This is a genomic window from Aldersonia kunmingensis (assembly GCF_001646865.1).
In the GTDB taxonomy this organism is placed as follows: domain Bacteria; phylum Actinomycetota; class Actinomycetes; order Mycobacteriales; family Mycobacteriaceae; genus Aldersonia; species Aldersonia kunmingensis.
The window spans coordinates 38,839-64,174 of record NZ_LRRB01000110.1 but is presented as its reverse complement, the minus strand read 5'-3'; the positions used below and the strand labels follow the sequence as shown (position 1 = coordinate 64,174).

Genomic DNA, 25,336 nt, shown 5'->3' with positions numbered 1-25,336 from the left:
AGCGGCCATGTCGTCGGCGCCCACATCGCCCACACCGCCCGCTGCCGAGCCCGCGTCGTTCGCGAGTCGCCGCGCGGTGGGAGCAGTTGGCGAGGCGCTGGCCGCTGCCGTGGTCTCGGCGATTGTGGCCGCGATCGGCCTCATCGCGTTCTCGATCGTCGACTGGCCGGCATTCAATTCCTCGAACGTCACCAAGGCGCTCACCACGGTCGGCCAGGTCGCGGCGCTCGCGGTGCTCGGCATCTCGATCGCACTGATCCGCTCGGGTCGCCGCCGCCCACTTGCGAAAGTGCTGTCCTGGGCGGGCCTTTCGGGCTTCGTAACCGTGACGCTCGGCATGCCGCTGTCCGCGACGAAGCTCTACCTGCTCGGCATCTCGGTGGACCAGCAGTTTCGCACCGAGTACCTGACCCGGCTCACGGATTCCGCCGCGCTACACGACATGACGTATGCGGACCTGCCGCCGTACTACCCCGCCGGCTGGTTCTGGATCGGCGGCCGCGTGGCGAACGTGTTCGGCATGGACGGCTGGGAAGTGTTCAAGCCGTACGCAATCGGCTCGCTCGCCGTCGTTGCGGTGGTCGCGCTTGTGCTGTGGACAGAACTCATCCGCGCCGACTGGGCGGTGGTGACCGCCACGGCAGTGACCTCGGTCCTGCTCGCGTTCGGATCACCCGAGCCGTACGGCGCCGTGATCGCGCTGCTACTCGGACCAGTGCTGATCCTGGCCTGGGGTGCGCTGTACCGGCCGGAGGCAGGGGCGCACGTCGGCTGGGCCGCCACCGTAGGAACGGGTCTGTTCGTCGGCTTCGCCGCGACGTTCTACACGCTCTATGCCGGCTTCGCCGCGTTCGCTGTCGCCACCATGGCCGTGGTTGCCGCGGCCGCCGGGGTCCGGCGCAACGGCTGGTGGCGCGGCGTGGTGCCGCCCGCGCTGCGGCTCGCGATCATCGGCGCGATCGCCCTGCTCGTCGCGCTCATCGTGTGGCTGCCCTACCTGCTCGAACTGCGCACCACGCGCCCGGCTGGGAGCGGCACCGCGACCCACTACCTGCCCGATGCCGGTGCGCACTTCCCGCTGCCGATGCTCGACCCGTCGCTGCTCGGTGCGTTGTGCATGCTCGGCACGCTGTGGCTGGTGTTCCGCAGCGCCACTTCTCGGCGCGCCCAGGCGCTCGGTATCGGTGTCGTCGCGCTCTACCTGTGGGTGCTCGCGTCGATGGCGTTCACCGCGCTCGGCAACACGCTGCTCTCGTTCCGGCTCGAGCCCATCCTGCTCGCGCTGCTCGCGGCGGCCGGTGTTTTCGGTTTCCTCGAGGCCTCCCGGGCGCTGTACCAGTTCTTCGGTGAGCCCCCGCGATTCCGCGCGGCGGTGGCCATCGTGGGGGCACTCGGCGCAGCGGCGTTCGCCCAGGACATCCCGCACACGCTGACCCCGGAGATCACCACCGCTTACACCGACACCGACGGTGACGGCGTGCGCGCAGATCAGCGCCCGCCGTCGGCGGTGTCGCATTACGCCGAGATCGATCGCCTGCTGACCGAGCAGTTGCCCCGGCCGCGGAACGAGACGGTGGTGCTGACCGCGGACATCTCGTTCCTTTCGTACTACCCCTACTACGGGTTCCAGGCACTGACCTCGCACTATGCGAATCCGCTCGGCGATTTCGACGGCCGCGCCGCAGCGATCGCGCGCTGGAGCGAGCTGCAGACCGCCGACGAGCTCATCGCCGCGCTCGACGCGAGTCCGTGGCGCGGGCCCGACGCGATCCTGTTCCGGCAGAGCGAGGACGGCTTCACGCTCCGGCTGGCCGAGGACGTCTACCCGAACGATCCGAACGTGCGGCGGTACACCGTGACGTTCCCGAAGGAATTGTTCGACGACCCCCGCTTCGAGGTCACCGAGATCGGCCCGTTCGTGCTGGTAGTTCGTCGTTAGTCCGCCCGAAAGCCCGTGCGCCTGTAGCCTGGATCCCCGGACCGTTATCGAAACGAGACGTCGGGGGGACGAATGCGGGAGACGGAGGCCGTGGCTGACGCCGCGCCTATCCTGATCGCACCTCCGGTCCAGACCGCCACCGAAACCCGCGCGAAAAGCCTGCTTCGGGTCCCTCGCCGCTGGTGGCGGCTCGATCGTCCCGACACCATTGTCACGCTCACCTTCCTCACGCTCGCCGTGTTCGTCCTCAACCGGCAGTGGCGCGACCTGCAGGGCGGATACCTGGTCAAGAGTGGCCAGGACCAGACCATGTGGGAGTGGTTCTTCGCAGTCACGGCCCATTCGGTGGCGCACCTCGACAACCCGCTCGGTACGACGCTGCAGAACCACCCGCTCGGGGTGAACATGATGGCGAACACCGCGATGTTCGGTGTGAGCATCCCGCTGGCGCCGCTCACGCTGTTGTTCGGACCCACGACGACCTACGTCCTTGTGCTCACCGTCGGACTGTTCGGCACCGCACTGGGCTGGTACTGGCTGTTCTCCCGCGAACTCGTCTCGTCCCGGTTCGCCGCGGCGATCGGCGGACTGTTCTGCGGATTCGCGCCGGCGATGGTGTCGCACGCGAACGCGCACCCGAACTTCGTCGTGCTTTTCCTGCTGCCGCTGACCGCGCTGCTGATCATCCGGATGAGCCGGCGCACGCCGACAGTGCGATCGGTGCTGCGCGACGGACTGCTGCTCGGCGTCATGGTGGCCGCGCAGATCCTGCTCGGCGAGGAACCGCTGCTGCTGTTCGCCATCGGGTTCGCGCTGTTCGCGCTCGTCTACCACGTGCACCGGCCGGTAGCCGGACTCGTCGCGCTGCGCCGGATCGTTCCACCGGTTGCGCTCGCCGCGGTGCTCGCCATCGCCATCACCGCGCTGCCGCTGTGGTGGCAGTTCCTCGGACCGCAGAGCTACCGCTATATCGACCATGGCCAGATGGGCAACGACCTCAAGTCGCTCATCCAGTTCCCGTCCGAATCCCTCGGCGGCGTGCTGCTGCCAGGCCAGAACGTCTCGATCAATCCGACCGAGGAGAACGCCTACTTCGGCTGGCCGTTGCTCGCGCTCATCGCCATCCTCGCGGTGTGGTTGTGGCGCAACCGGCCCGCCCGCGCGGCCACGGTGACCCTGCTCGTCATGGGGGTGATCTCGCTCGGCGCCGAGCTGAAGATCGGTAACCACGTCACCGGGATCGAATTGCCCTGGCAGTGGATCGCGCACTACCCACTGCTCGAGTCGGTGCTCGAGACCCGCTTCGCGATGGCCGCGATCCCCGCGATCGCTGTGCTGCTCGCCCTGGCAGTGGACCGCGCGATGCGCTCGGCCTATGTCGCGGTCCCCGTCTTCATCGGGCTCACGGTTGCTCTGGTGCCGCTCACGCCAACCCCATTGCCGGTCGTCACCCGATCGGAAACGCCCGCGTTCTTCGCGGACGGGACGTGGCAGCAGTTCAGCAGCGGCGGTTCGGTGGTCACTGTGCCGCTGCCGCGCCCCGAGGATGCCGCGGGATTGCGCTGGCAGCGTGACGCCGGATTCGCCTATCCGATCGCGGGTGGCTACTTCGTCGGCCCGGCCGGCGCGGAGAAGAAGGGCAAGTACGGGCCCGACGACCGGCCGACCGCGCTGCTCCTCGCCCGCGTCGGTGCGACCGGTGATGTGCCGCCCATCGATGAGCAGGCCAAGGCGACCGCGCGCGAGGATCTGCGGTTCTGGCGTGCCGACATGGTGGTGTTGCCGCGGACCCCGCACCGCCAGGCACTGGTATCAACGCTGACCGATCTGCTCGGCAACGACGGTGTCGCCGTTGACGGGGTTCGCGTGTGGGACGTGCGCGGCCTGCGCTGACGACGTCTCTCGAACGCGGGCATGCAGGTATAGCCTCCGGCGCACAGGCCATTTGCTCGTGATCACCGCCGAGTTTGAGTGCGCCGGATGGGTGCCGCGAACGACCTCCCATACCATCGGGGCTTGTGTCTGTTCGTGATTCGCGCGATCTGCGCGTCCCCCGTCTGATCGCGCTCATCGCGGGACTCGTCGCCGTGCTGGCGGCAATCCTCACCCCGCTGCTGCCGGTGCAGCAGGAGCAGGCATCGATCGACTGGCCGCAGGCGGGCGCGACGAGCGTCGAGTCACCGCTGGTGTCCTACGTTCCGCAGTCGCTGACCGCGACCATCCCGTGCGCGTCTCTCGCCGCTCTCGGTGCAGACGGCGGCAGTGCCGACGAGGCCGCGACGGGCGGCAACGCGTTCTCCACCATCCCTCCGCAGTCCGGGGAGTCCACGAGCAAGGGCCTCGCTGTGCGGGTCGTTCCCGGCTCCGGCGGCCAGCCCGCCACCGCCGAGGTGCTGCTGCGCGATATCCCGCTGCTGTCCGCGCCGGTCTCGGAGATTGCGGGCTGTCGCGAGGTGACCGTGAACTCCACCGCGTCCGCGACAACGGCGGAGTTCGTCGGCGTGACACGCGAGGACGGCAGCGAGTTCAGGTCGGTGGTCGATCGGGATGTCCGCCCGCAGGTGGTGGGCCTGTTCACCGATCTGGACTCGAATCAGCTGAGCGGTGCGAACGCGCACCTGGAAATCGACTCCCGGTTCACGTCGAGCCCGAGCATCCTCAAGATCATCGTCATCGCACTCGCGATCCTGGGCACGATCGCCGCATTGGTGGCGCTGCACATCCTCGACGGCACCGACCGCCGCCGGGCCCGCCGCTTCCTGCCGTCGCACTGGTGGCGGTTCAACGCGGTGGACGGCGTCGTCGTCGGTGTGCTCGTGCTGTGGCACTTCATCGGCGCCAATACCTCGGACGACGGCTACATCCTCACGATGGCGCGGGTCGCCGACCACGCCGGGTACATGGCCAACTACTTCCGCTGGTTCGGCGTGCCCGAGGCGCCGTTCGGCTGGTACTACGACGTTTTCGAAGAGATTGCGAAGGTATCCACCGCGAGCCCGTGGATGCGCCTGCCCGCGCTGATCGCCGCGATCCTGTGCTGGATGGTGATCAGCCGCGAGGTGCTGCCCCGGCTCGGCAACGCGGTACGCAGCAGTCACATCGCGCTGTGGACCGGCGGGCTGATCTTCCTGGCCTTCTGGTTGCCCTACAACAACGGCCTGCGCCCCGAGCCCGTGATCGCGCTCGGCGCCCTGCTCACCTGGTGCTCGATCGAACGCGCGATCGCCACCGGCCGGCTGCTGCCCGCTGCCATCGCGGCGCTCATCGCAGCGTTCTCGCTCGCGGCCGGCCCGACCGGTCTGATCTGTATTGCCGCCCTGCTCGCGGGATCCCGGCCGTTGCTGCAGATCCTCATCAAGCGCGCGCACGGCTTCGAGAACGGGCAGGGCTTCCGCCCTGCTGTTCGCGCCTACGCGCCGCTGGTTGCGCCGATCCTCGCCGCAGGCGCGCTGGTACTCGTCGTGATCTTCGCCGACCAGACCCTCGCCTCCGTGATGGAGGCGACGCGGGTGCGCACCGCGGTCGGCCCGAACGTCGTGTGGTTCGACGAGCGGGTGCGCTGGGACGCTTTGATGACCGTCTCCCCCGATGGCTCGCTGGCCCGCCGGTTCGGTGTGTTCGTCATGCTGCTGTGCCTCGTCGTCTGCACGTTGCAGGTGCTGCGCAAGGGCGGTCGCATCCCGGGAACCTCGCGCGGCCCGTCGGCACGCATCCTCGGCATCGTCTTTGCCTCGCTGCTGTTGATGATGCTCACGCCGACCAAGTGGACCCATCACTTCGGCGTGTACGCCGGCCTGGCTGGATCGCTGGGTGCGCTCGCCGCGGTGGCGGTCAGCCAGGCGAGCATTCGGTCACCACGCAACCGCACGCTGTTCGCGGCCGCGGTGACGTTCGTACTGGCGATCTGCTTCACCAGTTCCAACGGCTGGTGGTACGTGTCCAGCTACGGCGTGCCGTGGTGGGACAAGTCGCCATCCATCGCGGGCAAAGGCCTGTCGACGGCGTTCCTCGGCCTGACCCTGCTGTTGTTGCTCGTTGCCGCCTGGCAGCACTTCCGCGAGCCGTACCGGACGGACCGCAACGAGCCGAACGGCTGGTTCGCCCGCTGGGCGTCCATACCGCTCACCATCGCCGCCGCCTTCGTGGTGATCTTCGAGGTGCTGTCCTTCGTCAAGGCCACGGTGTCGCAGGAGCCCGCCTACTCGCTCGCCGCGGGCAACGTGCGTGCGGTCGCCGGTGACACGTGCGGCCTGGCCAACGAGGTGCTCGTCGAGCAGGACCCGAACTCCACGATGCTGCGACCACTGACCGGGTCGGTCGGCGATGGGCTTGCCGCGGGCCCGCCCGGGAGCGCGGAAAACACGGGCTTCACCCCGGATGGCGTCGCGGGCGACCTCACCGCCGACGAGGAGGAGAGGGCCGCGGGTGGCGCGAACTCCGTCAGCGATGAGACGACTCGCACGAGCGATATCACCGGAGCCGGTACCGGTGGTGGCACCGAGCAGAACGTGGGCATCAACGGCAGCAACGTCTCGCTGCCGTTCGGCCTCGACCCGGCACAGGTGCCGGTGCTCGGCAGCTACTCCGACGGCGCGCAGCATCCGGCGTCGCTGACCACCCAGTGGTACGGACTGGATCGCTCGGACCTCGGCCCGAACGACAAGATCCTTGCCATCACCGCGGCCGGGCGGATCGCGTCGGTGGATGCCGACGGCGTGGTCAAGTACGGCCAGGAGGTGCGCGTCGAATACGGCACCCGCACCGCGACCGGCGTCGAGTTGCAGGGTGCGATCGCACCGGTGGACATCGGCCCGTCGCCGTCGTGGCGGAACCTGCGCGTGCCGCTCGCCGATATCCCGGCGGACGCCGACGCGGTGCGCATTGTCGCCGTGGACAACGACATCACCCAGCGGCAGTGGGTCGCCGTCACACCGCCGCGCGTGCCGCATCTCGAAACGCTCGACTCGGTGATCGGGCACGAGGTGCCGGTGCTGCTGGACTGGTCCGTCGGGTTGGCCTTCCCGTGCCAGCGTCCGTTCGATCACGAGAACGGCGTCGCCGAGGTCCCTGAATACCGGATCCTGCCCGACCGGGTTGGCGCGGACGCGACCAATGCGTGGCAGGACGATATCGGCGGCGGGCCGCTCGGCTGGACCGAGCTGTTGCTCACCGCGGAGACCATGCCGACCTACCTGAACGACGACTGGCGGCGTGACTGGGGATCGCTGGAACGCTTCGATCCGAAGGACCCGGATACGGTTCCTGCCGAGGTCAGCACGACCGAAACGACGCGTAGCGGGCTCTGGCGTCCCGATCGGATCAGGGTGGAGTGACCACGGCTACCATCGTGAACCGTGCCCGACGTCGTGACAGTCCCGCAAGCCGAGCCTCCGGCCTCGGCTGAGCAGCCCTCGGCCCAGCAAGACCCCGCCGAAATTCGGGCGCAATACCGAACTGCGCGACTGATTGCGATTGTCACGGGCCTGCTCGGCGCGATCCTGGCGATCGCAACCCCGTTCCTGCCGGTCGTCCAGACCACGTCGGCGGTGAGCTGGCCGCAGAACGGCTCGCTCACCGATGTCGAGGCACCGCTCATGTCGCAGGTGCCGCTCGATCTGTCCGCGACCATCCCGTGCTCGGCGATCTCGTCACTGCCCGCCCGCGGCGGCATCGCGCTCGCGACCGCCCCGGCCCAGGGGACGGGCGCGCCGCTCGAGGCGATGTTCGTGCGCGCCTCCGAGACGACCGTCGACGTTCTCGATCGCAATGTCGTGGTGGCCAGCGCCGATCGCGCCCGAATGGGTGAGTGCTCGGAACTCGTCATCAACTCCGACATCAACTCGACCACAGCCGAGTTCCGGGGACTGACCGACCGAGAGACCGGAAAGCCCGTCGCCGGCGAGCTGAAGGGCGACCTTCGGCCCCAGGTGGTCGGCGTGTTCACCGATCTCGAGGGTCCGGTCCCGCCGCGGCTCGACTTCACCATGAACGTCGACTCGCGGTTCTCCACCTCGCCGACCCTGATCAAGCTCATCGCGATGTTCGGCGCCGGCCTGTGCACGCTGCTCGCGCTTGCTGCCCTGGCCAGGCTCGATGGCGTCGACGGCCGCGGCCACCGGCGGTTCCTCCCGGCGCATTGGCTGCGTCCCACGGCGGTCGACGGTGTGGTCACCGGCGTCTTGGTGCTGTGGCATTTCGTCGGCGCGAATACCTCCGACGACGGCTACCTGCTGAACATGGCGCGCGTCGCGCCGCATGCCGGGTACATGGCGAACTACTTCCGCTGGTACGGCGTCCCCGAGGCGCCGTTCGGGTGGTACTACGACGTGCTCGAACTGTTCGCGAAGGTGTCCACGGCGAGCCCGTGGATGCGCCTGCCGGCCCTCATCGCCGCGATCCTGTGCTGGATGGTGATCAGCCGCGAGGTGGTGCCGCGCCTCGGCCGGGCGGTCCGCAACAACCGCATCGCACTGTGGACCGGCGCGCTGGTATTCCTCGCTTTCTGGCTGCCGTACAACAACGGTCTGCGCCCCGAGCCGATCGTTGCCCTCGGCGCCCTGCTGACCTGGTGCTCGATCGAGCGCGCCATCGCCACCGGACGGTTGCTGCCCGCCGGCGTCGCGGTGCTGATTGGTGCGTTCACCCTTGCCGCCGCACCGACCGGCCTGATGTGTGTCGCCGCCTTGATCGCCGGTATCCGACCGCTCACCCGGATCGTGGTTCGCCGCCGCCGACTGGTCGGCACCTGGCCGCTGCTCGCGCCGATCGCGTCCGCGGGATTGCTTGTGCTCGTGGTCGTCTACGGCGACCAGACCTTCGCCGGTATCCAGGAAGCGAACCGTGTACGTCAGCTGACCGGGCCGAACCTGGCCTGGTACGAGGACTTCCTGCGCTACTACTACCTGTTCGTCGAGACCGTGGACGGCTCACTGTCGCGGCGCTTCGCCTTCCTCACGATGCTGCTGTGCCTGTTCACCACGATGCTGGTGCTGTTGCGCCGCAAGCGGATTCCGGGCGTCGCGTCCGGTCCGGCGTGGCGGCTCATGGGCATCGTGTTCGGCACGATTTTCTTCATGATGTTCAACCCCACGAAGTGGACCCACCACTTCGGGGCGTACGCGGGCATCGCCGGTTCGCTGGCGGCGCTCACCGCGGTCGTGGTGTCGGCAACGGCGTTGCGCTCACGGCGAAACCGCTCGATCTTCCTGGCCGCATTGCTCTTCGTGCTGGCGCTGTCGTTCTCTGGCATAAACGGCTATTGGTACGTGTCGAGTTACGGCGTGCCGTGGTTCGACAAGCGGGTGTCACTGCAGGGCTACCAGTCGAACACGCTGATGCTGGTGCTGTTCCTGGCCGCGCTCGGAGTCGTGGCTTGGCAGTACCTGCGTGAGGGTTACGCGGAGCCACCGGCCAAGGCCGATACCGCCAAGGGCAGGCGGATTCGCACGTTCGCGGCCGCGCCACTGACCGTGATCGCTGGCCTGATGGTGTTGTTCGAGGTGCTTTCGCTGGTGAAGGGCGCGGTTGGGCAGTACCCGGCGTACTCACTTACCCGCTCGAACTTCGCCGCTATGGCAGGCGATAGCTGTGGGCTCGCGAATGACGTTTTGGTGGAATCGAATCCGAACTCCGGCAACCTCGTTCCGCTGATCGATCCGGCACATCCGCCGAAGAACCCGAACGATCCGCTCGGCGGAGGCAACCCGGTTGGCTTCAGCCCCAACGGCGTTCCCGAGGACATCAGCGCGGACGCGGTTGAGGTGAAGCCCGGCCAGGGCAACACCGACAATCAGAGCGTCGGACCGGCCTTCGCCGAGGGCGAGAGCGCGGGCACGAGCGGCGGCACTGGCGTGCGCGGCGTCACTGGCAGTACGGCGAAACTGCCGTTCGGCCTCGACCCCGCCACCACGCCGGTGCTCGGCAGCTACCAGCCGGGCGTGCAGGAGCCGGCATCGCTGGTGTCGAGCTGGTACCAACTGCCGCCGCGCTCGGAAGAGTCACCGCTCGTGGTGATTTCGGCCGCAGGACGCATCTGGTCGGTGGACGACACCGGTGCGGCCACCTACGGACAGTCGCTGACCGTCGACTACGGCAAGCGTCTGCCGGATGGCACAGTGCAGCACCTCGGCAACTACCTGCCGCGCGATGTCGGCCCGGCGCCGTCGTGGCGGAATCTGCGGGTGCCGCTGGACGAGATCGCTCCGGACGCGGACGTGGTCCGGATCGTCGCGAACGACCCGAACCTGACCGGCGACCAGTGGCTGGCGTTCACTCCCCCGCGCCTGCCGAAGCTGATGTCGCTCAACGACTCCATCGGCAGTGAGCAGCCGGTGCTGCTGGACTGGGCGGTCGGCCTTCAGTTCCCGTGCCAGCGGCCGTTCTTCCACGAGTACGGCGTGGCGGAGATGCCGAACTACCGCATCCTGCCGGACCGCCCGCTCGCGGTGAGCTCGACGGACACCTGGCAGGCCGCGGAATTCGGTGGCCCGCTTGGCTTCACGGAGATGCTCGCAGCCGCGGTGACGGTGCCGACCTACCTGAAGGACGACTGGGCGCGCGACTGGGGCTCGTTGGAGCGCTACGACCGCTTCAATCCGACCGAGACGCCGGCACAGATCGACACCGGCGAAGCCCGCCGGTCCGGTCTCTGGTCGCCCGGCCAGCTGCGGGTGTTCTAGTCCGGCTCCCGCACCCTGTTGGCCCGCCGGGGCCAGATGGCCGAGACCGCCACCGCGGCGAGCAGGACCAGCAACGCGGCGACGGCCATCGCCCGGCTCAGCCCGGTGGAGAAGGCGTCGATCGACGCCGAGGTGACCGCGCCCTGAATATCGGAGGGCAGCGATTTGATGGCGTCCGAGAAGGACGCTGAGTTGACCAGCGCACTCTCCGCCTGGTCGAGGTCCGCCTGATCGAGCCCGGCCTTTTCGAATGCGCTCGAGGCATCGCTCTCCGCGAATCCCCGCGCGAACGCCGACAACAGTGCGACGCCCAGCGCGCCGCCGACCATGCTGGACATCTTGAACACGCCCGCCGCGGTTCCGGCGAGATCCTGCGGCACATCCCCGACGGCCGTGTTGGAGATCGGCGTGGACAACAATCCGAGTCCCACGCCCACGACGACAAGAGCGCCGCCGATGAGCCAGAGCGTCGTGTCCGATTCGAGCGCGCCGAAGACTGCCAGCCCGATCCCCAGCACCGCCAGGCCGATCACCACGGGGAACCGGCCACCGCGACTCGCATCGAGCCTGCCGCCGAGCGGAATGAACGCGAAGATGCCGACCGTGGCGGGCAACAACATCAGGCCGGCCTCGATCGGGCTGTAGTCGCGCACATTCTGGAGCCACAACACGAGCAGATAGCTCAGGCCCGCGTAGGAGAGGTTCATCATCAGGTTCGCCGTCAACGCGCCGTCGTAGGGCCGCAGCCGGAACAGCGACAGATCCACCAGCGGCTCCCGAACCCGCTGCTCCACCAGCACCCAGGCGATGGCAAGCACCACCGTCGCCACCAGCAGACCGATGACGAGAGGACTCGCCCAACCGACGTCCGGTCCGTCTGTGAGCGCGTAGAGCAGGGCAAATACTGCGAGGCCGATGGTCACGAGGCCGACCCAGTCCACGCGGCTCGACGCCTCCTCGTCCTTGGATTCCGGCGTGAACACGCGCACCACCGCAAATGCGGCGATACCGAGCGGCAGGTTGATCCAGAACAGCCATCGCCAGTCGAGCACGTCGGTGATCACGCCGCCGATCGCGGGCGCGACGGCCTGGCCTCCCCAGGCCACGGCCTGCCAGACCCCGAAGGCGGTGAGCTGCGCGCGGCCCGAGAACTGCGGCGGAATGATCGCCAGGCTCGCCGGCAGGATCAGTGCCGCGCCGACGCCCATCAGCGCGCGACCGATGACCAGTGTGCCCACGTCGGGCGCGAGTGCGGCCACTACCGAGAACCCGGTGAAGAGCGCGAGGCCGAGCTGCAGCATTCGGCGCCGCCCGTACACATCGGCGAACTTGCCGCAGGCGATCACGAGTGAGCCCGCTACCAGGGCGAAGGCATTGTTCGCCCATTGCAGCGCGGACAGGCTGGAGTGGAACTCGTCGGCGATATTCGGGATCGCCACCGCCAGATCGGCGAACGCGAGCCACACCAGGCCGGCCGCGGTGCAGGTGGCGGCCAGGGAAACCCATCGACGACGCGAGACGGCCAACGTCGCTGCCGGATCACTCATGTCCGAGTCCGATCATGCGGCGCGGCATCGCGGCGATCCTCCCGTGCAGGTATCCCGACGTAGTCACGTTATCCGGGCCGGTTTGCAGTCGTGGGAGTTTCGGGCCGCACCGGGGTGGCGCCGAATACGATTTGCGGATACTGCGCGAAGGACTCCGGCGATGGAAAACGACTTCGAATTGCTCACCGATACCAACGACGTGGACGCGACGCGCCCCGCAGCGATAACGCAGGTGACGTTGGCCGCGGCGATCGCTCGGTTCGCCGAGGCGTGGAGCGAATCGGATGCGCCAGAACTCGGCGCCTATCTGCCGGACTCGTCGGACACCCGGACCGTATGCCTGATCGAGCTGATCAAGGTCGATATGCAGCACCGATCGCGACGCTCCAACCCGAAACGGCTGACCGAGTATCTGGCGGATTTCCCAGAGTTGGAGGGCGCGCCGCTGCCGCCCGATCTGCAGTACGAGGAGTTTCATTGCCTGCGCCTCGCCGGTGTGGACGTAGACCCCGCCGCATACGATGACATGCTTCGGCAGCGACTGGCTGCCGGTGACTATCGCAGCACGCTGATCATGTCTCCACGCGCAGTCGACCCACTGAATGAGCTCGAAATCGGTGACGATATCGACGACTTCGATCTCCTGCTCGACGTCGGCAGCGGCGCCTTCGCCCGGGTCTTCCTCGCCCGGCAGCGTTCGATGCGGCGCCTGGTCGCGCTAAAGATTTCGCGCAATCACGGCACCGAGCCAGAGACTCTCGCGCAGCTCGATCACCCGTACATCGTTCGCGTATTCGACCAGCGCCTGCTGACCGAGCGCGATTTGAAACTGATGTACATGGAGTTCGTGCCGGGCGGCACGATGCTCGATCTGCTCAAACGCGCATCGCGAACCCCGCCGGATGAGCGGAGCGCCGAATTGCTGTTCGCGTCCGTCGACGCAGCATTGAACAAGAAGGGTGCGCTCGGGGCCGAGCCCGCGTCGCGTGCGAAAATTGCCGGATTGTCCTGGCCGGAAACCGTCGCGTGGCTGGGGAAATGCCTCGCCGAGGCGCTCGACTATTCGGCCCAGCACGGGGTGCTGCATCGCGATATCAAACCCGCCAATGTGCTGCTGGCGGTGGACTGCACGCCCAAGCTCGCCGATTTCAATATCAGCTTCGACAAGCACATCCCGGGCGCGAGTCCGGCGGCATACTTCGGCGGCTCGCTCGCCTACATGTCCCCCGAGCAGCTCGAGGCGTGCCACCCGCACCTACCCACGTCGGCCGCGAGCCTCGATGGTCGTAGCGATATCTACGCGCTCGGCGTGATGCTGTGGGAGCTGCTGACGGGGCGACGGCCCTTCGACGACGAGACGCGGGCCGGTGATTCCTCCACCTCGCTGGAACGAATGCTGACCCTGCGTCGCGGCGGCATTCCCGAGGACCGGCTGGACGAGCTCCCGGAGGACTGCCCCGCGACGCTGCGACGAGTCCTGCTGACCTGCCTTGCTCCCAAGCCGGAGTATCGGTGGGCGTCGAGCGCGGAGCTCGCGCAGCAGTTCGCCCTGTGCTTGGATGATCGCGCCCGCAACCTGGTGGACCCGCCGCGCGGAAGCGTTCGCGAGCGGCTCGCACTGCAACCGATTCCCGTAGCCACGACCGCACTCGTCGTCGGGCAACTGCTCGCCGCGGCTTACGTGTTCGGCCACAACGTGAAGCTGCTCGATGCTCACCTGACGGGCAACGCGCAATCGCTGTTCAACACAATGCAGTTGGTCGTTCTCGCCACGATCGTCCCGCTGTTCGGCGGCCTTATCGCCTACGTCTGTCGCAACGTGATCACCGTTCCGTGGGGCGTGCGCAAAGGCAAACGCTACGACCCGACGGCCCTCGCCCGCGCTCGCCACGACACCCTGGTCTGCGCCGATCGCATGGCTCTGCTGACCTTCGTCGGCTGGATCTGCGCACTCGCAATATCCGGACTGGTGGTGCTGCTCGAAGCCGACTTACCTGCGACGTTCCTCATCAACATCTTCGCCTCACATGTCGTAGCCGGGGCGATCGGCGCGGTGTTCCCCTTCTTCTTCGTCACCTGGCATGTCGTTCGGTGGTATTACCCGGCGTTGTTGACCTACGGGACAACGACATCCAACGATGCCGTGCAACTACACCGCATTGCGCGCCGCTGCCGGCAAATGCTGCTCTACACGGCGCTCATCCCGCCGGTGGGTATCGCGATCGGGATCGCCTTCCTCGACCAAGAAGACCTGTATTCGGTCGCCGGATCGCTCATCGGACTCGGCGTGGTTGGCGCCGTCGCGATCGGTGCCGCGCACTGGCTGTTCCGGATCGTCGACGCAGACCTCGAGGCCCTCGTTCGCGTGGCCAGCACCGTCCGACGCAAGGCGGAAAGCACTGCGCCGTAAGCAGGATCGCGCCCCATCGCCGCACACTTTTCGACGATCCGCCACGCTGCGGGGCGCAGTTTCGTGTGCGGACCGACAGAAGGTGTGCGGCTCGCGGTAGCTTCGAGAGACGTCATTCGACGCTGAACCGGACATACCGTTACCGACTCGCCCGAGGGAGTACGAATGCACCGCACACTCGTCCGCCTGGCCGCCACAGCGATGACTCTGGCCGCCGGAATCGTGATCGTTGGGGCCGGCAGCGCAAGCGCCGAAACCGAACTGCCGATGACGCGGTGCCTCGGCCCCAGCCCGTTCATCGTCGATCAGCCATACGCGCCGGCGCGATTGTGGGTGGAGCAGAACGAATCCGGTACGGTCACGCTCGCACTTCGCGACGTCGCGAGCCTCTGGTTCTTCGCGGGCGGCTACCAATCCCAGGCCCGGCTCGATTGGCGAAACCCCGCTACCGGAGCATCCGGGACAGAGTTCACAACGCAACTCGTCGGCTACCCCGGCGGCCAGCCGGGCCGGTTCCATTTCGTCAGTGGTCCCGGACCGGTAGAGCTCACTCTCAGCGCGTTCAATTGGCATGCGCTGTGGGGTGTTCCGTCGACGTCGTGCACCGGAGTTGTGCAGGTCCGCTGAACTCCAGTTCGCCGCACACTTTTTGGTGATCAGGAAGTGTGCGGCCCGGGCGGCGCGGCGACCGCAACACTAAAGCAGCGAGCCGCACACGCCAATGCGTATGCGGCTCGCTGAAAGCTGTCTGCCCTAGATCGGCAGCAGGTGGTGCTTGCGCGGGTTCTTGATGACTTCCTTGTCCCGCAACAGACGCAGCGCCTTGCGCAGTTCGAGGCGCGTGGTGGACGGCTCGATGACGGCGTCGATGTAGCCGCGCTCGGCCGCGATCCACGGGGTGGCCATGGTCGCGTTGTAGAAATCGATCAGCTGCTGCCGAACGGCGGCCTTGTCCTCGGGTGCGGCTGCGGCGATCTGGCGGCGGCCGATGATGCTTACCGCGCTCTCCGCACCCATCACCGCGATGCGCGCGGTGGGCCAGGCGAAGTTGACGTCCGCGCCGAGTTGCTTGGAACCCATTGCGGCATAGGCACCGCCATAGGCCTTGCGCACGACAACGGTGACCTTGGGGACCGACGCCTCCACGAACGCGAAGATGAAACGGCCGCCGCGCTTGATCACGCCGACCTTCTCCTGCTCGACTCCAGGCAGGAAGCCGGGGGTATCGACCACGAAAATAAGCGGAACCTCGTAGGCGTTGCAGATGCGCACGAACCGCGCGGCCTTGTCCGAAGCAGCCGCGTCGAGCGCGCCAGCGTTGACCAGCGGCTGGTTGGCGACGATGCCGACGCTGCGGCCGTCCACGCGGGAGAACCCGGTGATGATGTTGAGCGCCGACTGTCCACCCACCTCGAGGAAGTCGCCGTCATCGAAGATGCGCAGCAGGATGTCGTGCATGTCGTAACCGGCATTGTCGGCGTCCGGAACGATCGAGTTGAGTTCGAGGTCGGTGTCGGTGGTCTCGGGCTCGAGGCCCGGGTTGATGACCGGCGGGAGTTCCTGGCAGCTCGACGGCAGGAACGACAGGTATTCGCGCACCCATTGGTAAGCGGCCGCCTCGTCCTTGGCGACGTGGTTGACGTTGCCGTAATTCGCCTGACTGAGCGCGCCGCCGAGTTCCTCGAGGCTCACATCCTCACCGGTGACCTCGCGGATCACATCCGGACCGGTCACAAACATGTACGACTCTTCGGTCGCCACGACGACGTCGGTGTTGACCGGCGCGTAAACCGCTCCGCCGGCGCACTTTCCCAGAATGATCGAGATCTGCGGGACGAGTCCCGACAGCGGTTCCTGGCGGCGACCGAGCTCGGCGTACCAGGCAAGCGACGTCACGGCGTCCTGGACGCGAGCGCCACCCGAGTCATTGATACCAATGAAGGGGCAACCGATCTTCGCCGCGAACTCCATGATCGCGGCGACCTTGCGGCCGAACATCTCACCGACGCTGCCGCCGAACACCGTCTGGTCGTGCGAGAACACCGCCACCGGTCGGCCGTCGATCAACCCGTGACCAGTGACCACGCCGTCGCTGTAGAGCGCGTTCGGGTCACCCGGCTGCTTCACCAGCGCGCCGACCTCCACGAAGCTGCCCTTGTCGAGCAGCATGGTGATCCGCTCGCGCGCGCTCGGAATGCCCTTCAGTTCGCGCTTCGCAATGCCTGCCTGACCGGCCGGCTCCTGCGCCAATTCGAGCCGCTTGCGCAGCTCTGCGAGCTTTTCGGCGGTGGAGCTCACCGGCTGGCCTCCGATTCGTTCATTTCCTGCAGACGTTGCGTCAGATCGGACCCGACCTTTGCGATGTAGGGCTCGTCGATGATCTGCAGGTGATCGCCGCCAACCTGCACCACGGTCAGGTTCGGCACGTCGTTGTCCCAGCCGCCGTTGGGTGCGCGATGCGCATAGCGGGGCTCGAGCTGGATCGCGCCGTCGTGGTACCGATCGGCGAGGTAGAGCACGACGTTACCGTCGTAGTGCGTCGGCTTCGCCTTCGCAAGCTCACGGTTGTCGATCCACGACGTGCGCTGATGCTCGATCACACCGCCGGGGATCTTGGCGCCGCTCAGCTTCACCATGTCCATGATGATCTGAATCTGCTTCTCGTCGTCCGCTCCCGACAGCTCGTCGAGTGGCAGCGGTGCGTCGACGCCGTAGGTCGACTTCGCGAACTCGGCATAACGCTCGAACCGCGCGCGCACTTCCGCCGGGGAATCCACCGGAGCCTCGGACGGCAGGGCGACGTCGATCAGACCGACCCAGCGAACATCGGCGCCCTCATCGGTCAGCAGCTTCGCCGCCGCGAAGGCAAGCACACCGCCGAGCGACCAGCCGTACAGCACGTACGGGCCGTTGCCCTGGATCTTGCGCAGCTCGGGCAGGTACTGCCGGGCCCGCTCCTCGATCGATCCCTCGGCGCGCTCGATGCCGTACACCGGAGTGTCGGCAGGCAGGCGACGCATCAGCGGCTCGTAGCACATGGTGGAGCCACCGGCCGGATGGAAGACGAACACCGGTACCGCGGTCGAGCCCTCCGGGCGCGGCCGCAGATTGCGGACGAATCCGTCGATCGAGCCGCCCTCGAGGTGCTTGCGGACCGTGTCGGACAGTTCCTCGATGGTCTCGGCGTCGAGCACATCGTCGACGGTGATCTCGGCCTTCGCGCGCTCGGACAGCCGCTCGGCGAGCTTCTCGGCCATTTCCTCTTCGAGGATCGGCAACGTATTGAAGATGCCCTTCGCGGACTTGCCGGTAACGACGGCCCAGGTCGCGAAAGTCAGCCGCTCGGCATTGTCGCGCGGCGGCACGTCCGTGCCCGCCGCCTCGGCCGCAGCCTGCTGGCTGTTCAGCACGGTGGGCGCGTCGGCGGTGTTGACCTCCGCAGCGGGCGCCTCGGCCTCCGTGCCGGTCTCTGCCTCGGCCAGAATCGCTTCCGCCTCAGCCTCGACCGTGGTGTCTACAACCTCTGCCACAGGCGCCGCAGATTCGGTTGGCGCAGTGGCAGTTTCGCCCGCGGCCGCCTCACGCTCGGCCTGCTGCTGGTCTGCCATGGCCTGCACTTCTTCGCGGTTCTCCACCGCATAGCGCAGGTACTTGGCCACGCCGGCCACGTTCGCGTCGCGAACCGCCTGCAGCTGCAGCTGGGGGATTTCGAATTCGTACTCGACGCGGTTCTTGATTCGGACCGCCATGAGCGAATCGAGCCCGAGTTCGATCAGCGGAATCTCGAGCGGCAGATCCTCGGGGGCGTAGCCCATCGACTCGGCGATGATGAACGCGAGCCGGTCTTCGAGTGACTCGCGGCCGTCCGGATCCCACTTGCCGCCAAAGGTTTCGATGACCTCGGGCTCTTCCTCGACCAGACCGGCCGGCTCGAACGCCGGCAGCTGCGGGGCCGGCGCGGCGGCAGCAGGCACTGCCGGGCCACCGGTGACAACCGCGTCGTACACGAGTCGGAAGGCCGCGTTCTCGGCCGCGTCGCGCGCATGCACCTGCACCGAGGCGCCACCCGGATGCGGGGTGAGCGTCGTGGTCAGCGTGCCTGCAGCGGGCACGTCGGCGTGCGTGATCGCCGCACCGAGCGAGGCGTCGCTGAGCACCTGACCTGCCGCAGCGGTCACGAGGGCACCGAAGTCACCCACGACGCCGGCCAGCACCTCCCACACGTGGCGGCCGTCCGGCATCGAGACACGCGCGCCGGGGATCCGGTTGTTGCCGGAACCGCCGCCGAGCTGGGCCTCGATCCAGTACGGCTTACGCACGAACGCGGTGCGCGGGATGTCTGCGTAGTCGCCTGCCTCGAAAAGCGAAGGCAGGTTGATGTTCTGGCCGTACACGTAGAGCTGGGCGAGCGCGCTCAGCACACCGAGCGACTCGTCTTCCTTGCGCTTCAGCGTCTGGATCAGCTGCGCGTCGTGCATACCAGCCGCGAATGTGGTCGCGGCAACCTGCATCAGCGCAACGGGATTCGGAGCGAGCTCCACGTAGGTGCTGTGGCCGGCCTCGACCGCGAGACGGATCGCATTCGTGAAGTACACCGCGTGGCGCATGTTCTTCACCCAGTAGTCCTCGGTGTGCACCGGGTCGCTACCTGCGCGGTAGAACGCCTCCATGTCGACCGTGGAGTACAGCCCGACCTTCAGCTTGTTCGGCTCCAGGCCGGCCAGCTCCGCGGCGAGCTCACCGAGCAACGGGTCCATCTGCGACGTGTGTCCGGCGCCCTTCGTGGCCAGCACCCGAGCGAGCTTGCCCTCGGCCTCGGCACGCTCGACGATCGCGTTGACCTGCGGCTCCGGCCCACCGATGACGGTGTGCGTCGGCGCTGCGTAGACCGCGACCTCGAGATCCGGGAAATCGCCGAGCACGCCGATGATCTCGTCGGAGGTGTACTCGACAAGCGCCATCCGGCGAATGTCGTCACCGGACAGCAGCGCCTCGCCCTCACCCATGAGGCGCGAACGGGAGCAGATCACTCGGACGGCATCGACGAGATCGAGACCGCCGGAGATGTACGCCCCCGCAACCTCGCCCATCGAGTGGCCCACGACTGCGGCGGGCTCAGCGCCGTGATGGCGCAACACCGCGGCCAGGGCGACCTGGATGGCGAAGATGCCGACCTGCGAGGTGCCGACGTCGTAGTCCTGCTCGTCGTCGAGGATCATCTCGCGAATCGAGTAGCCCGCCTCGTCGACGATCAGCTCGTCGACCTCGTTGATCGCGGCGCGGAAGACGGCGTTCTCGAGGTAGAGCTGCTTGCCCATCTTGCGGTGCTGGGCACCGAAACCGGACGCGACCCAGACAGCACCCTGCGCGACAGGGGAATCGCAGCTGAACACACCGGCACCGGGCTTGCCGTTCGCGATGGCACGCAGACCGGTAATCGCATCGGCGTGGGTGGCGGCGAGCACGACGGCGCGCGAGCGGCCGTGGTTTCGCTTCGCCAATGCGCGACCGATGTCGGCGAGCGGCGTCGTGCTGCCCGCTTCGGTCTCGAGCCAATCGGCGAGATCGGCTGCGGCACGTCGACGACGGGATGGCATCGAGGCGGAAACCGCGAGCAGCACCGGCAGCGGCGTTTCACGCTCCGAATCGGCCGCGGCCTCGTCCGTAACTTCTTGCGGCGCCTCGACATTCGACTCGACGGCAGCCGACGCTTCAACCGTGTCGAGAACCTCGGCGTCGGAATCGACCTCGGCAGTGGGTGTTTCGCTCACCGCGGCCGCGACCGGCGCGTACTCCTTCACGACCACGTGCGCGTTGGTGCCACCGAAACCGAAGCCGGAGACACCGGCGATCGCCTGACCGCTGTAGCGCGGCCAATCGGTGGCCTCCGGGATCACCTGCAGGTTAGCCTTGTCGAACGCGATGTACGGGTTCGGTCCGGCGTAGTTGATCGACGCCGGGATCTTGTTTTCCTGAAGCGCCAGAACGATTTTCGCGAGCGACCCAGCGCCGGCGGCGGATTCCATGTGGCCGAAGTTCGACTTCACCGAGCCGAGCAGTACCGGCTTGTCCGCATCGCGGCCACGGCCGACCACCCGGCCGAGCGCGTCGGCCTCGATCGGGTCACCGAGGATTGTGCCGGTGCCGTGCGCCTCGATGTAGTCCACGCTCGTCGGCACGATGCCGGCATCACGGTAGGCGCTGCGCAGCACGTCGGCCTGGGCATCCGGGTTGGGTGCAAGCAGACCATTGGACCGGCCGTCCGAGTTGACCGCGGAACCGGCGATCACCGCGAGGATCTTGTCGCCGTCGCGCTCGGCATCTTCGAGCCGCTTCAGCACGAACAGGCCGCCGCCCTCGGAACGCACCATACCGTCCGCATCCGAGGAGAACGCCTTGATGTGACCATCCGGCGCGACCGCGCCGACCGAGTCGAATCCGAGCGTGATCGCAGGCGCGAGCAGCATGTTCACGCCACCGGCGAGGGCCAGATCGGCGTCGCCATTGCGCAGCGCGCGGACGGCCTGATGCACCGCGACCAGTGTCGACGAGCACGCCGTGTCGACGGCGATCGACGGTCCGCGGAAATCGTAGAAGTAGGACACCCGGTTGGCCACGATCGAACTCGCGGCACCGGTCAGGGTGTACGCGTGCGTCTTCGTCGGCTCGACGGACGCAAGCAGCATGTAGTCGTTGGTCGACGTTCCGATGAAAACCCCGACCGGCGTGCCCTTGAGCTCGCTCGCCGGAATTCGCGCGTGCTCGAGCGCCTCCCAGGTGAGCTCGAGCGCGAGCCGCTGCTGCGGGTCGACCCATTCGACCTCGCGCGGGGACATCGCGAAGAACTCCGCGTCGAAGCTCTTGACGTCGTCGAGGTAGCCGCCGCGGGTGTTGGCCGCGGCCACCGCCGCCGCGATCTCCGGATCGGATGTGAACTCCGACCAGCGACCCTCGGGCAGATCGCCGATGCCGTCGCCGCCGCCGATGAGGAACTCCCAGGTCTCTTCCGGGGAGCGACCGGCCTTCGGGAAACGGGTGGCCAGGCCGACGATGGCGATATCGTGCGCGTCACCAAGCGCTGCTGAGGTGTAGAACGACGCGTCGGTCGACTCCTCCGGCAGGTCCGGCTCACCCTCGATGACGCGCTTCGCGAGCGAGGCGATCGTCGGGTGCTGGTACACAATCGTCGCGGTCAGAATCACGCCGGTGAGGTCCTCGATGTCGCCACCGAGTGCGATGGCGTCACGCGACGCGAGGCCGAACTCCTCCATCGGACGGTCCACGGTGATCTGATCGATCGACTGCCCGGTCGCCTCCGCGACCCAGTTGCGCAACCACTCGCGCAACTCGGCAACGGTCAGGTCGGGCTTTTCCGCAGAACCTTGGGGTGCGCCGTCGGGTCGCTCCGCAGGCTCCGCGGTGTCTCCGGGTCGCTCCGCAGGCTCCGCGATGGTGCCCGCGGTCGTGTCCGTTTCGGCCCGCACCGCGGGAGTTTCGTTCTCAGCCATTAGTCCCTAAAGCTACCCGTCTGATTCCGTGGTCTCGAATTCCCCCGTTTCGAAATACCGTGTCGTGTTAGTCGTGCGATGTCAGTCTTGGCTGACCGAGTCGGCGGTGTCATCGCTGTCCACCGCGTCCGGGAACGCCGTCTGGGTGTACCCCCCGCGGAGAGTGCCCTCGAGATACGCAGCCCGGCAGGCGCGCCGCGCAATCTTGCCGCTCGAGGTCCGCGGGATCGAACCCGCCGGCACCAGCAGCACGTCGCGGACCATCACGCCGTGGCGGCTCGAAAGAGCCGCGCGGACCGTGTCCGCGATCGGCTGTGGGTCCGCCTTGCCGGCGCCCGGGCCGCGCTCGGCGACGACGACGAGCTGCTCGGAGGAGTCGTCCGCGTCGTACTTCGAGCCGAGACCCGAATGGCTGCCCTGCTCGAACACCAGCGGGGGAAGCTCGTTGGCGGGAACCGAGAACGCCGCGACGAAGCCGGGACGCAGCGCGTCACTCGCCTCCTGCGCGGAGTACTCGAGGTCCTGCGGGTAGTGGTTGCGCCCGTCGACGATGACCAGGTCCTTCACGCGCCCGGTGATGTAGAGCTCCCCGTCGAAGTACACGCCGAAGTCGCCGGTGCGCATCCAGTTGGCGTCCTCGGGCGCACCCGCAGCGTGGCTGTCCTCGGGAATCCGCGAGGTCAGCTTGGCATGGAAGGTCGCCGCGGTCTCGTCCGGGCGCTCCCAGTAGCCGACGCCCATGTTCTTGCCGTGCAGCCAGATCTCACCGACAAGCCCGTTGGGCTGCTCGGCGCCGGTCTCGGGATCGACGATCGTGGCCCACTGGCTGCGCGCGACGTAACCGCACGACACCTGTGCGACCGCACTCGGATGCGTCGCGTCGACCTTGACCATGCGGCCCGTGTTCAGCTCGTGGCGGTCGACGTAGGTGACCTTGGCCTCGTCCTCGTGCCGGGTGGCCGAGACGAAGAGCGTTGCTTCCGCCATGCCGTAGCAGGGCTTGATGGCGGTCTTCGGCAGGCCGTACGGGGCAAACGCCTCGTTGAACTTCCGCATCGAAGACGTGGTCACCGGCTCGCTGCCGTTGATCAGGCCGATCACGTTGGACAGATCGAGGGATTCGCCCGCCTTGGGCAGGCCCCGCGCAGCGGCATGCTCGAAGGCGAAGTTCGGCGCGGCGGCGAAGGTGCCGGCGCCGTCGGAATGAGCGGCGAGCTCGCGGATCCAGCGGCTCGGCCGGCGGACGAACGCGCTCGGCGACATGATCGTGATGTAGGCGCCGCCCATGGCCGGGAGGATGACCGTCAGCAGGCCCATGTCGTGGAACATCGGCAGCCAGGTGACGCCGCGCGAGTTCTCCTGGAGCTCGATCGCGTCGATCATCTGCAGCACGTTGGTGCCCACCGCGCGGTGGGTGATCTCGACTCCGGCCGGGGTACGGGTGGAGCCGGAGGTGTACTGAAGGTACGCGATGTCGTCGATGCTCAATTCCGGTCGCACCCACGAGTCGGCGACCGTGTCCGGAATCGCGTCGACGGCGATGATGCGCGGACGCTCGGCGGCAGGCAGGTAGCGGAAGAACTGGCGAACGCCGGCGGCGGACTTGCTGCCCGTGAGGATCGCGGTCGGCTTGCAGTCACCGAGGACGGCATGCAGGCGGTCGGTGTGACCCGGCTCCTCCGGGTCGAACAGCGGAACCGCGATGGCGCCGGCGTAGACGGCGGCGAAGAAGGCGACGACGTACTCCAGGCCCTGCGGGGCGAGCACAGCGACGCGGTCGCCAGGCTTGGTGACCTGCTGCAGACGACCGGCGACCGCACGAAGCCGAACACCGAACTCCTTCCAGGTCAGCTCCTGGACTTCGCCGTCGCGTTCACGGGAGTAATCGATATACCGGTAGGCGAGATCGTTCGCGTCGTTGCGGGTGTGCTTTTCGACGTGATCGACCAGAGTTCGCTCCTCGGGAATGAAGAAATTTCCGTCGGCATCCAGGTAATCGTCGAACTTGTTGTCCATTGTGTCTTTACTCCTCCACAGCACCCGCGTAAGTCAGACTGGCTCCCGGTCTGTCCTACTGCGCTCGGCCGGAAGCCCATGGCCCCGGAAAACCGGCCGAACCGGCACGCGCTAAGAAATCAGTCGTACGCTGCAACAGCGCAGAATCCTCCGAATATGTTACTGAGACCGTCCTTACTCACCCTTCAGCAGGGTGATGATGGGCGCAAAAGCATCCATCTGGGTCGGGAACACACCGACGTAGGACATGCCCGTCTTGGCGCGCACCGTACGAATCTGGTCTGCGATCTCCTCGAAAGTCCCGATCGCGATATACGGCGAGGACAGGATCTCCTCGACCGAGAGCTTGACGTCGACGTCCATGTTGGGCGGGAAGCCCTTGTCCAGGGCGGCGAGCGCCATCTCCGCGACCTGCTCGCGATCGTCGGTGATCACGATGGTCGTAATAGTCCAGTTCAGCTCGATGTCGGCGAACCGGTCGCCGGCCGCCTTGCGGATCAGCTCGACCCGCTCGGCGGTCTTTTCAATGGTGACACCCGACAGCCGGAGCTTGCCTTCCTTCGTGGTCTGTGGGACCACGGAGATGATGTCGGCGTGCTTGGCAGCGAGCGCGAGCATCTTCGGACCACCACCACCGACCGCGATCGGCGGGCGAGGACCCTGGCGCGGACGCGGGCTGCCTTTGAGCCCACGCACCTGGTAGTGCTTGCCCTCGAAGTTGCACTCCTGGCCGCGTAGCAGCACGTCGAGGATGGTCAACGCTTCGTCGAGCTTCTCGATCCGAACCGCCGGCCGGTCGTAAGCGATGCCCGCCTTGTCGAACTCTTCCTTCATCCACCCGGCGCCGATGCCGAGCTCGAGGCGACCCTTCGACAGAACGTCGATCGTGGCGGCGTCCTTGGCCAGGACCGCCGGGTGCCGGAAGCCGTTGGCGAGGACTGCCGTGCCCAGCCGGATCTTCTCCGTGGCAACGGACAGCGCACCCAGCGCGGCGATCGGCCCAACCTGCGGACCCATGTGGTCCGGGATCATGAAACTGTCGAAGCCGTATTCCTCGGCCTGCTGCGCAAGCTGGATGAACTTACGAGCGCCGCCCTCCTCCGGATTGCCCTCGCCACCGGCGGCAAAACGAAACTTCCGCAATGGCGCAGCGGGGGCCGATTCGGCGGCTGTCATTAAGGCATCTCCTGGGTTGCACGGCACAGTAGGTCACCACGACCGTCCTGCACTCTAGCGGG

Annotated in this window: 11 protein-coding genes; 6 read left to right on the top strand and 5 right to left on the bottom strand. The window is 67.3% G+C overall.

Features of this window, described 5'->3' with window-relative positions; translation table 11 throughout:
- Nucleotides 1-7: 7 nt before the first annotated feature.
- The 4 genes from A8G08_RS08290 (at nucleotide 8) to A8G08_RS08275 (ending at nucleotide 10,617) form a co-directional block, all read left to right on the top strand.
- Complete coding sequence (locus tag A8G08_RS08290; RefSeq protein ID WP_068272588.1) at nucleotides 8-1,939, top strand: galactan 5-O-arabinofuranosyltransferase; 1,932 nt, start codon at nucleotides 8-10, stop codon at nucleotides 1,937-1,939.
- A gap of 72 nt (nucleotides 1,940-2,011) precedes the next feature.
- Complete coding sequence (locus A8G08_RS08285; protein ID WP_068272586.1) at nucleotides 2,012-3,832, top strand: glycosyltransferase family protein; 1,821 nt, start codon at nucleotides 2,012-2,014, stop codon at nucleotides 3,830-3,832.
- 125 nt (nucleotides 3,833-3,957) lie between these two features.
- Nucleotides 3,958-7,272: an arabinosyltransferase domain-containing protein gene (locus A8G08_RS08280; RefSeq protein WP_245672729.1), complete on the top strand. Its 3,315-nt coding sequence runs from the start codon at nucleotides 3,958-3,960 to the stop codon at nucleotides 7,270-7,272.
- A gap of 21 nt (nucleotides 7,273-7,293) precedes the next feature.
- Nucleotides 7,294-10,617, top strand: a complete 3,324-nt coding sequence (locus tag A8G08_RS08275) for an arabinosyltransferase domain-containing protein (RefSeq protein ID WP_068272585.1) — start codon at nucleotides 7,294-7,296, stop codon at nucleotides 10,615-10,617.
- Here the strand turns inward: A8G08_RS08275 and A8G08_RS08270 are convergent.
- Nucleotides 10,614-12,164 (bottom strand): MFS transporter, encoded by a 1,551-nt coding sequence (locus A8G08_RS08270; RefSeq protein ID WP_068272583.1) that lies wholly within the window; start codon nucleotides 12,162-12,164, stop codon nucleotides 10,614-10,616. The two genes, A8G08_RS08275 and A8G08_RS08270, sit on opposite strands and share 4 nt — an antisense overlap.
- Before the next feature lie 160 nt (nucleotides 12,165-12,324).
- Between A8G08_RS08270 and A8G08_RS08265 the strand changes: the two genes are divergently transcribed.
- Together A8G08_RS08265 and A8G08_RS08260 are read left to right on the top strand one after the other, a co-directional pair.
- The gene (locus tag A8G08_RS08265; RefSeq protein ID WP_084436038.1) at nucleotides 12,325-14,574 is read left to right on the top strand and encodes a serine/threonine-protein kinase; all 2,250 of its coding nucleotides are present in this window, start codon (nucleotides 12,325-12,327) and stop codon (nucleotides 14,572-14,574) included.
- Between the two features lie 165 nt (nucleotides 14,575-14,739).
- The gene (locus A8G08_RS08260; RefSeq protein ID WP_068272580.1) at nucleotides 14,740-15,201 is read left to right on the top strand and encodes a hypothetical protein; all 462 of its coding nucleotides are present in this window, start codon (nucleotides 14,740-14,742) and stop codon (nucleotides 15,199-15,201) included.
- Nucleotides 15,202-15,327: 126 nt separating this feature from the next.
- Here A8G08_RS08260 and A8G08_RS08255 read toward each other — a convergent pair whose 3' ends face one another.
- The 4 genes from A8G08_RS08255 to A8G08_RS08240 all read right to left on the bottom strand — a co-directional run bounded on the left by A8G08_RS08255 (nucleotide 15,328) and on the right by A8G08_RS08240 (nucleotide 25,274).
- Complete coding sequence (locus A8G08_RS08255; RefSeq protein ID WP_068272579.1) at nucleotides 15,328-16,872, bottom strand: acyl-CoA carboxylase subunit beta; 1,545 nt, start codon at nucleotides 16,870-16,872, stop codon at nucleotides 15,328-15,330.
- Nucleotides 16,869-22,082: a polyketide synthase Pks13 gene (pks13, locus tag A8G08_RS08250; RefSeq protein WP_084436037.1), complete on the bottom strand. Its 5,214-nt coding sequence runs from the start codon at nucleotides 22,080-22,082 to the stop codon at nucleotides 16,869-16,871. Before pks13 ends, A8G08_RS08255 begins: the two co-directional genes overlap by 4 nt.
- Nucleotides 22,083-22,163: 81 nt before the next feature.
- Complete coding sequence (gene fadD32, locus A8G08_RS08245) at nucleotides 22,164-24,098, bottom strand: long-chain-fatty-acid--AMP ligase FadD32 (protein ID WP_068272578.1); 1,935 nt, start codon at nucleotides 24,096-24,098, stop codon at nucleotides 22,164-22,166.
- 174 nt (nucleotides 24,099-24,272) lie between these two features.
- On the bottom strand, nucleotides 24,273-25,274 hold the full coding sequence (locus A8G08_RS08240; protein ID WP_068272576.1) for an LLM class F420-dependent oxidoreductase: 1,002 nt from the start codon (nucleotides 25,272-25,274) through the stop codon (nucleotides 24,273-24,275).
- Nucleotides 25,275-25,336 lie beyond the last annotated feature (62 nt).

Bases quoted from the DNA above. Each gene is read 5' to 3' on its own strand.
- A8G08_RS08290 (WP_068272588.1), top strand. From the start codon at position 8: ATGTCGTCGGCGCCCACATCGCCCACACCGCCCGCTGCCGAGCCCGCG.
- A8G08_RS08285 (WP_068272586.1), top strand. From the start codon at position 2,012: ATGCGGGAGACGGAGGCCGTGGCTGACGCCGCGCCTATCCTGATCGCA.
- A8G08_RS08270 (WP_068272583.1), bottom strand. From the start codon at position 12,164: ATGAGTGATCCGGCAGCGACGTTGGCCGTCTCGCGTCGTCGATGGGTT.
- A8G08_RS08265 (WP_084436038.1), top strand. From the start codon at position 12,325: ATGGAAAACGACTTCGAATTGCTCACCGATACCAACGACGTGGACGCG.
- A8G08_RS08260 (WP_068272580.1), top strand. From the start codon at position 14,740: ATGCACCGCACACTCGTCCGCCTGGCCGCCACAGCGATGACTCTGGCC.
- pks13 (WP_084436037.1), bottom strand. From the start codon at position 22,082: ATGGCTGAGAACGAAACTCCCGCGGTGCGGGCCGAAACGGACACGACC.
- fadD32 (WP_068272578.1), bottom strand. From the start codon at position 24,098: ATGGACAACAAGTTCGACGATTACCTGGATGCCGACGGAAATTTCTTC.
- A8G08_RS08240 (WP_068272576.1), bottom strand. From the start codon at position 25,274: ATGACAGCCGCCGAATCGGCCCCCGCTGCGCCATTGCGGAAGTTTCGT.